Source organism: Streptomyces sp. NPDC059002 (assembly GCF_042740435.1).
Classification (GTDB): Bacteria; Actinomycetota; Actinomycetes; order Streptomycetales; family Streptomycetaceae; genus Streptomyces.
The window spans coordinates 40,444-49,431 of record NZ_JBHYJI010000065.1 but is presented as its reverse complement, the minus strand read 5'-3'; the positions used below and the strand labels follow the sequence as shown (position 1 = coordinate 49,431).

Below are 8,988 nucleotides of genomic sequence, written 5' to 3'. Positions count from 1 at the left end.
CACACTCCGCACCGCCTTCACCCCGCACGAGCAGGCGGGTCGGTGCACGCTTCGCGCCAGGCTCGCCTCACAGGAGCGGAGGCGCCGGTCCACTCTCCGCACCGCCTTCACCTCGCGCGAGCGAGGAGGTCGGCCGACTCTCCGCACCGCCCTCGCCTCGCACGAGCGAGCACGCCAGTCCACCCTCCACGCCCCCTCCGCCCCGCACGAGCGGAGAGGCCAGCCGTATCCCCGCCTCAAGCTCCCGGCCGCGCGGGCGGCTCCGGGTGACCGGTGTGCCGTCGCTCCCGGGTAGCCCTCTTCTGGTCGGGGATCCGCGGCGGCTCGGTGGGCATCGGATTGTGCGGCGGCTGGGGGCCGGGGGGATGGGGCAGGTGTATTTGGGGCGTAGTCCGGGTGGGCGGCTGGTGGCGGTCAAGACCGTGCATGAGCACCTTGCCGCCGACCCGCACTACCGGGAACGTTTCCGGCGTGAGGCGACGGCGGCGCGTGCCGTCACCGGTGCGCACACCGCCGCCGTGCTCGACGCGGACCCCGACTCGCCCGTGCCCTGGCTCGCCACGGCGTTCCTGCCGGGGGTCACGCTGCGCCGGGCGGTCGCCGCGGGTGGGCCGCTGGGTGCCGCCGCCGTGCGGTCGCTCGGCGCGTGTCTCGCCGAGGCGCTCGCGAGCATCCACGCGGCGGACATCGTGCACCGCGACCTCAAGCCGTCCAACGTCCTGCTGACCGCCGAAGGCCCCCGCGTCATCGACTTCGGCATCGCCCGTGCCGCCGGTGACCTCGGGCTCACCGAGGCCGGATCGATGCTCGGCACTCCGGGGTTCATGGCCCCGGAACAGGTCACCGGCGGGGACGTCGGGCCCGCCGCCGACGTGTTCGCGCTGGGCGCGGTCCTCGCCTTCGCCGCCACGGGCGAGCAGCCCTTCGGTTCGGGCCCCGTCGCCGTACTGCTGTACCGCGCCACGCACGAGGAGCCGTACCTCGACGGCGTGCCGGAGACCGCAGGCCTGCGTGCCCTCGTCGCCGACTGCCTCCACAAGGATCCGCACCAACGCCCCTCCGTTTCCCAGGTGTTGACCCTGGCCTCCGCCCCTGACTCACCCCTGTGGTGGCGCACCGAACCCCTGCGGTCACTCATCTCGGGAGAGGGAGAGGGAGAAGGAGAAGGAGAGGGAGAAGGGAAGGGGGAGGACGGGGGCAAGGAACCCGAAGCCACCCCCACCCGCACCCTCCCCCAACCCAAACCCACCACCCCAACTCCCACTCCCACTCCCACCTCCCTCCACACCCTCACCCGCCGCACCCTCCTCACCACCGGCGGCACCGGCCTCGCGGGGCTCGCCGTCTGGGCTGTCCTCCGGGGGTCGAAGGGACCGGGCGCGGACGGCGAGGAGCAGGGCGGCCCCGTACTGGAGAAGGGGTCGAGGCGGCCGGGGCGGCAGCGGTGGGTGTTGAGCGGTGCCGGGGACGGGGGCGGCGGGGTCGAGTCCGCGCTGCTGGTCGGGGGCACCGTGCTGGTGCATGGGCCGCGGGCGGGGCTGACCGCCACGGAGGGCATGGTGCGTGCCGTCGACGCGTCGGACGGGGCGAGCCGCTGGCAGTACGACAAGGCTCCGGCGGATGCCGCGCGCGAGCAGTTGTGGGGTGTCGCGAGGGGGCTGCTGATCGCGCCGGAACTCATGGACAGGGTCTATGAGTTGGGGTCGGGCGAGCCGTGGCGCCCGGAGCGGCCGTGGCGCGGGAGCGTGAAGTGGTTCGCGGTGGCGGGCGGGCGGCTCGTCGTGCTGGACAACGGCGGCGGGTCGTCGACCGACCGGGTGCTGCACTGGCGGGCGCTGCCCTCGGGCGACGCGCCCGGCACACGCGAGAAGGACGGGACGCGCGACTGGCGGGCGCCCGCGGTCTCGGGCGGCAGGCTGCTGCTCGTGCCGGACTCGGGGTCGCTGGATCCGGGTGTGCGGTGTTTCGACGTGGCCACGGGCCGGGACCCGTGGACGTACGCCGGGCTCGGCGAGGACGAGCGGGTGCAGACCGCTCCGGTCGCGCTGCCCGCGCCGGGCGGCCGGGACGGCGACCGGTTCGCGCTGTTGAGCGACGCGGACGAGCTGCACCTCATCGACGTACGCAGTGGTGACCGGCTGCACAAGGAGCCGCTGAGGCTGACCGCGGGGAGCGGGGCCACCGCGCTCGGGTACGCGTCGGGCACCGGTCTGCTGCTCGCCGCGGGGGAGGATCTGATCGGTTTCAGTCCCGGGAGCGGCAAGCGGCTGTGGAGTCATCCCACCGCGGGGCTCGACACCGGCTGGCCCGCGCTGCCGGGCGGCGGCAGGCGCGGCCCGGTGGCCAGGGACGGGGTGCTGCTGAACTGGCTGGACGCCAGGACCTTGCAGGCGATCGATCTGGCGGACGGCGGGCGGCAGTTGTGGCGTACGTCGTTCGACGCCATCGCGCGCTGCCCGCCCGCCGTCGGCGGTGGCACGGTCTATGTGACGGCGGGCCGGGTGTGCCGGGCGTTGGGTCTGCGTACGGGCAGGAAGCTGACGGAGTGGCCGGTGGACGAGGCCGTCACCTGGCTCGCCGCGGACGCGGACGGCTGGTACGCCAGGGTCGGCACGTCGTCCTTGCGGGCCGTCAACGCGCCCTGACCGTGCGGTGGTTCACTGCCGCTGCCGCTTCCACGGGCCGGTGATCGCCAGCATGATGCCGGGGGTCTGGATGTTGGCGTAGAGGGTCCTGCCGTCGGGCGAGAACGTGACGCCGGTGAACTCGCTGTATTCGGGCTTCTCCGGGGTGCCTGCGTTGAGTTCGTTGCGCGCGATCGGGTAGGTGCGGCCGTGTTCCGTCGCGCCGAACAGGTGCTGGATGCCCTCGCCGTCCTCCGCGATGACCAGGCCGCCGTACGGCGAGACGGTGATGTTGTCGGGGCCGTCGAAGGCGCCGTCCTTGCCCGGGTCGGGGTTGACGCCGAGCAGCACCTTCAGGGTGAGGGTGCGCCGGCCCGGGTGGTAGAACCACACCTGCCCGTCGTGCTGGACGGGGCTCTCGGCACGGGCGTACGAGGAGACGATGTAGGCGCCGCCGTCGCCCCACCACATGCCTTCGAGCTTGCGGGCGCGGGTGATGTCGCCGTCGTCGAACTGCTCGCGCACCGGGACCGTCCGGGCGTCGCGGTCGGGGACCTCGACCCAGTCCACGCCGTACACGGTGCCGATCCTGGTGGCGCGGGACAGGTCGTCGACGAAGCGGCCGCCGGAGTCGTAGCACTTGGGGGCCTTGAGGACGCCCGCGTCGTCGGCGAGGGTGCGCAGCTTGCCGCGGCCGTGCTCGAAGCCGTGCGGCGGGGTCCAGCGGTAGAGCAGGCCGTTCGGCTTGGCGGCGTCCTCGGTGAGGTAGAGGTGGCCGCGCTTGGGGTCGACGACGACGGCTTCGTGGGCGTAGCGGCCGAGCGCCTTGATGGGCTTGGGGTCGCGGTTCGCGGATGGGGTCTCCCCTGCTCGAACGGAGTTGAGAGCTTGGGGATGGTCGAGGGGGTCGACCTCGAAGACGTAGCCGTGGTCCTTGGTCATGCCGTTCTGGCCGGCCTTGTCCTCGGTCTCCTCGCAGGTGAGCCAGGTGCCCCAAGGGGTGCTGCCGCCCGCGCAGTTGGTGGCGGTGCCCGCGATGCCGACCCACTCGGCGACCTGTCCGTCGCGGCTGACCTCGACGACGGTGCAGCCGCCGGAGGCCGCCGGGTCGTAGACGAGACCCTCGGTGAGCGGTACGGGGTACTTCCACTTGGTGCGGGGCCCGCTCAGTTCGTGGTTGTTGACGAGGAGCGTCGCGCCGCGCGGGCCGCGGAAGGCGGCGGTGCCGTCGTGGTTGGACGGCGTGGACTCGCCGCTCTCCAGCCTGGTCCTGCCGCTGTACGTGAGGACGCGGTAGGAGAATCCGGCGGGCAGCGCGAGCAGGCCGTCCGGGTCGGGGATCAGCGGGCCGTAGCCGGGTCCGTGGTGGCCGTGGCCCAGCGGGTCCGCCGTCTCCTCGACGTCCTGGAGGTCCGTCGCGGCGAGGGCGCCGGGCGCGGTGGCGAGCGCGCCGACGCTGCCGGCCAGGGCGACCCCGGCGCCGGCGATCGCGGAGCGTCTGGCGAAGTCCCTGCGGGTGAGCGACATGATTTCTCCTGAGGGCGCGATGACGGATACGTACGACCGGGCTGCTGTCGGCGCCACCGTCCCGCTCGCGTATAAACGGCGGTTGAACACTGTTCGACGTCGAGGGGGCCTCCTTCCATGAACCTGCCAGCGAGCCTGCCGGGGACCGACCGCCGTGTCCTGATCAGCGGGGCGTCCCGCGGCCTCGGCCGCGCGCTCGCCCGGGCCTTCGCCGAGAACGGTGACCGGGTCGCGGTGCACTACGGCTCGCGCGAGGAGGAGGCACGGGAGACGCTCGCCTCGCTGACCGGCGAGGGCCATGTCCTGGTGGGCGGCGACCTGTCCCACCCGGCGGGCGCCGCGGACGTCGCGGACCGGGCGGCCGGTGCGCTCGGCGGCATCGACGTCCTGGTGAACAACGCCGCCGTGAACCTTCCGCATCCGCTCGCCGACACCTCGTACGAGGACTGGGCGGACCTGTGGCAGCGGCATGTCTCCGTGAACCTCCTCGCCACCGCGAACCTCAGCCACCTCGCGGCCCGCCGCATGATCGACCAGGGTGCGGGCGGCCGGATCGTCAACATCGGCTCGCGCGGCGCCTTCCGGGGCGAGCCCGACCACCCGGCGTACGGCGCGACGAAGGCGGCCGTGCACGCGCTCGGCCAGTCGCTCGCGGTGTCCCTCGCGCCGCACGGCATCGCGGTGGCCTCGGTGGCGCCCGGGTTCTTCGGGACGGAGCGCGTCGCACACCGTCTGAGCGGGGCCGAGGGCGAGGCGATCCGCGCGCAGAGCCCGTTCGGGCGGGCCGGGACGGCCGAGGAGATCGCTGCCGCGGTGCTGTGGCTGGCGTCGCCGGTCGCCGAGTGGGCGTCGGGGGCGGTGCTCGACCTCAACGGGGCTTCGCACCTTCGTACGTGACAAGACGTGACAACCGGCATCCGGCAACCGGCAACCGGTAAACAAGGTCAACAGGAGCGGATCACCCGTAAAGCGAAGAATCAGCGCAGAACACCTTGACCCGCGATGCACACCGCAATAGACATCACGTACGTGCAGAGCTGCATCACCCGCACGGAGAGGCGAGCCGAGTGGACGCACATCTGGCACGCAGCCTCCATGAGGGCCGGCTGATGAAGCTGGCCAATGTCACCGGCGTCGGCACCGGGAGGGACGAGCACTCGGGTCAGGACGTGATCGTCGTCTTTGTCACCCACCGAGTGCCCCGTGACCGGCTGAGTGACGAAGACGTGGTTCCGGACCAGCTCGAAGGTGTCCCCGTACGCGTGCTCGCCATCGGCGAAGTCGACGCGCAGGACGGCGGCACGTAGCGAGAGCGACGCCCTGGCACGGCCCGGAACTCCCACCCTTCACAGGGGAAGAGGTGGTCTGGCGTGGTGAGCCAGCCCGAACTGATGCGAGGACCCACCGGCGGTCAGCTGAGCGACAGCTCCCGTCGGCAGGCGATGTCCGACTTCCTGCGGCCCCAGCAGCCGCTCGCGAACGTCGTCGGCTTCGGCCACGGCGTGAAGTGGTCCGAGGGACAGCCCACCGGCGAACCCGCCGTCCTGGTGTTCGTCACCCAGAAGGTCCCGGAGTCCCTGCTGCCGGAGCGGGACGTCGTCCCGCGCCAGATGGACGACGGCACCCCGACCGACATCGTCGCGGTGGGCCACATCGCGGCGCAGCGCCAGCAGAGCAGGGCGGGCGGCCGCCGCGCGGACGACCGTGCGGGGGTGGCGTACGGCCCCGACGGGAGCGTGAGCGAACAGCTCGCGGGCCTCGGCCAGCCGCAGCTCGAAGAGCTCGCGGGGCGCGCCGCGTTCGAGCCGCAGCTGCTCAAGCGCCGGATGCGCCCGTGCCCCTCCGGCTTCTCGGTCGGCAACGTCCGGGTGACCGCGGGCACGCTCGGCAGCGTGGTCTACGACTTCCTGCCCGGCGCCTCCGTCGACCCGCCAGGGTCCGGCCTCGGCGTACCGGCGAAGTTCTACATCCTCTCCAACAACCATGTGCTCGCCGACTCCAACCGGGCGCAGCTGGGCAGCGCCATCGTGCAGCCCGGCGTCTTCGACGGCGGGCAGGACCCGGCGGACCGCATCGCGATCCTGGACCGGTTCATCACGATCCAGTTCGCCCCGCAGATCCCGCTGGAGCGGCACAACAACGTGGTGGACGCGGCGCTCGGCACGGTCGACTTCCAGGACGCGACGCGCGAGCAGTACTTCAGCGGTGCGCCGCGCGCCTGGCGCCGCAAGGCCAATGTGGCCGTCGGCGACCTGGTCAAGAAGACCGGCAGGACGACGAACGTCAGCTTCGGCCGGATCATCGCGGTCGACGCCACGATCGACGTCAACTACGGCACGGCGGGCACCGCCCGCTTCAAGGACCAGATCCTGACGACGAACATCTCGGCGGGCGGCGACTCCGGTTCGCTGGTCACCTCGCAGGACGACGTCGCGGTGGGCCTGCTCTTCGCCGGTTCCTCGACCGTGACCGTGGCCAACCACATCGAGAACGTCCGCGCGCTGCTGCGCGTGGAGATCGCCGAGCTGCTGGCCTGACGGTCAGGACGGAAGGAGGGTTTCCCATGACCACTCAGGCACGTAAGCAGAAGGGCCAGTCGCGGACGGAGCACCGCTTCCACAATCCGCAGGGCGCCGAGGTCAAGACGCACGACGAGGCGTTCGCCGCGCCGGTCGCCGACGTGTCGGCCGAGGCCCTGTCGACGGACTGCAAGCTGACCCTGCACGCCGGGGCCGTCACCTTCGCCATCACGGTGAAGTACAACCCCAACACCTATCCGCACGTGGTGACCGGCGGCCAGATCACCTCCGGCATCTGCGGCGCCCCGTGGGACATCACGGGCGGCACGATCGGCGAGACGATCCGCCTGGACGCCAAGCGCGCCGGGCAGGGCAGTTGCGCGAACACGATCACGATCGTGGGCGAGTACCAGAATCCGCCGGCGTACCGGGGGACGTACGGGTTCGACGGCGCGACGTCGTCGTTCAAGCACACGACTCGGTACGAGTGCTGATGCCTTCGGCACGGTGAGCGGATCCCGGGTGGGCCCGGACTGTCGGGCCCACCCGGGGTGCTGTTCATCGCCCTTCGGGCTCGTCCTCAATCGCCGGACGGGCTCAATATTCCGGCCTCCGCCGGACGGGCTCAATATTCCGGTCTCCGCCGGACAGGCTCGATATTCCGGTCTCCGCCGGACAGGCTTAAATGTTCCGCGCCTTGAAGGCCGCCTTGCGGGCCTCCTTCGCCACCTTCTTGTCGGGGTGCAGGCGGCCCATCGCGTCCAGGACGTCCGCCGTGGCGGGGTGCTCCACGCGCCACGCCGTGGCGAAGAAGCCGCTGTGCTGCTGGGCGAGGCCCTCGACCAGGCCCTGCAGTTCGTCGGAGTTGCCCTCGGCGGCCAGCTGCGCGGCGAGCGTGTCGATGGTCAGCCAGAAGACGAGTTCCTGCGAGGGCGCGGGCACGTCGGCGGCGCCGTGCTCGGCGAGCCAGACGCGGGCGAGACCGCCGAGTTCGGGGTCGTCGAGGACCTCGCGCAGCGCGGGCTCGGCCTCGTTCCCGACGAGCGAGAGCGCCTGCTGGCAGCGGAGCCGCCGCAGCGGTGCGCCTTCGTCGCCGCCGCGCGCCGCGGTCAGCAACTCCCGTGCGGCGTCCAGCGGTTCGTGCCGGGCGAGCCACTGCTCGATCTCGGCCTGCGCGGCGGCCTGCGGGAAGCCGGAGGTGCCGTCGAGCAGCGCGTCGGCGCCCTTGTCCGCGAGGTCGCCGACGGCGGGCGCGTCGACGCCCGCCTCCAGCATGCGGGCGCGGATGCCGTAGAGGCCGAGCGGGGTGAGCCGGACCATGCCGTAGCGGCTGACGTCCTCGTCGGCGTCGGCAGCGTCGTCGGCGGGCTCGGGCTCGTCGGCCGCCTCGTCGATCTCGGCCATGAGCGCCTCGTCGACCGGCTGGTACTCGACGAGCCCGAGCGGTTCGAAGAGCCGGAACTGGTCGTCGAGCTTCATCATCGCGTCCGACACCTGCTCCAGGATGTCGTCCGTGGGCTCGCCCATGTCGTCGGGGACGATCATCGAGGCGGCGAGCGCGGGCAGCGGCACCGGGCCTTCGCCGCCCGCGGCGTCGCCGACGGTCAGCAGGTAGAGGTTGCCGAGGACGCCGTCCAGGAAGTCGGCCTCGGCCTGCGGGTCCCAGCCGAGCTCGTCGAAGTCGACCTCGCCGTTCCCCTCCAGGACGTCGAGGAGGTCCTCCATGTCGGGCACGGTGGCGTCGCCGTACACGGTGTCGAGGGCGCCGAGCCAGATGCCGAGGACGTCCTGCGGGCTGCCGGAGGCGAGCAGGGCGAGCTCCTCGCCGGCGGCGACGGTGCCGTCCGCGCCCTCCTCCTCGGCGTCCGTGACCTCGACGAGGCCCGTGTCGACGGCGACGCGCCAGGCCTCGCTGGCGTACGCGGCGGCGTCCGCTCCTTCGACGCCTTCCGTTGCGAGGCCGAGCTCGGCGGCGGCGGCCGGGAGCTGTGCGTCGACGAGCTCGCCGCCCGCGCCGACCCGGGTCTCCGGGCCCGCCCAGCGGGCGAGGCGCACGGCGCGGGACAGCAGCGGCGTGGCGAGCGCGGCCCGCGCGAGTTCCGCTTCGGAGTGCAGCAGCACCGGCGGCAGGGTGGCGGGGCTTACGGACATCGGCTGGTTCTCCTCCGAAGGTGCGGGGCGCCGAAAGGTACGGGTCGGCACGGCGCAAGCCTAGACGGATTTGGCCGCATGCCGCCCGGTTCATGTCCCTGTCAGGAAACGTACAGGCAAAGGGCACCCGCGGAACCTTGACAACTCCCCTGGCCACACAAGAGATT

At 72.5% G+C, this 8,988-nt stretch carries 7 protein-coding genes; 5 read left to right on the top strand and 2 right to left on the bottom strand.

Annotated features, from left to right (window positions below; genetic code table 11):
* Positions 1–266 precede the first annotated feature (266 nt).
* Positions 267–2,645, top strand: a complete 2,379-nt coding sequence (locus ACFWZ2_RS36720; protein ID WP_384553314.1) for a protein kinase — start codon at positions 267–269, stop codon at positions 2,643–2,645.
* Positions 2,646–2,657: 12 nt separating this feature from the next.
* Here the strand turns inward: ACFWZ2_RS36720 and ACFWZ2_RS36715 are convergent, their stop codons facing one another.
* A complete protein-coding gene (locus tag ACFWZ2_RS36715; RefSeq protein ID WP_384553312.1) occupies positions 2,658–4,151 on the bottom strand; it encodes an alkaline phosphatase PhoX in 1,494 nt (497 codons plus the stop codon).
* Between the two features lie 117 nt (positions 4,152–4,268).
* On the opposite strand from ACFWZ2_RS36715, the gene ACFWZ2_RS36710 reads away from it, so the two are divergent.
* From ACFWZ2_RS36710 to ACFWZ2_RS36695, 4 genes are all read left to right on the top strand, one after another.
* Positions 4,269–5,048, top strand: a complete 780-nt coding sequence (locus ACFWZ2_RS36710; protein ID WP_384553310.1) for an SDR family NAD(P)-dependent oxidoreductase — start codon at positions 4,269–4,271, stop codon at positions 5,046–5,048.
* 170 nt (positions 5,049–5,218) lie between these two features.
* Complete coding sequence (locus ACFWZ2_RS36705; protein ID WP_384553308.1) at positions 5,219–5,458, top strand: hypothetical protein; 240 nt, start codon at positions 5,219–5,221, stop codon at positions 5,456–5,458.
* Between the two features lie 66 nt (positions 5,459–5,524).
* Complete coding sequence (locus tag ACFWZ2_RS36700; protein ID WP_384553306.1) at positions 5,525–6,688, top strand: hypothetical protein; 1,164 nt, start codon at positions 5,525–5,527, stop codon at positions 6,686–6,688.
* 26 nt (positions 6,689–6,714) lie between these two features.
* Positions 6,715–7,164 carry a hypothetical protein gene (locus tag ACFWZ2_RS36695; RefSeq protein ID WP_384553304.1) on the top strand — a complete coding sequence of 150 codons (450 nt, stop codon included), beginning with the start codon at positions 6,715–6,717 and terminating at the stop codon, positions 7,162–7,164.
* A 187-nt stretch (positions 7,165–7,351) separates the two neighbouring features.
* Here ACFWZ2_RS36695 and ACFWZ2_RS36690 read toward each other — a convergent pair whose 3' ends face one another.
* Positions 7,352–8,821 carry a hypothetical protein gene (locus ACFWZ2_RS36690; protein WP_384553302.1) on the bottom strand — a complete coding sequence of 490 codons (1,470 nt, stop codon included), beginning with the start codon at positions 8,819–8,821 and terminating at the stop codon, positions 7,352–7,354.
* Positions 8,822–8,988 lie beyond the last annotated feature (167 nt).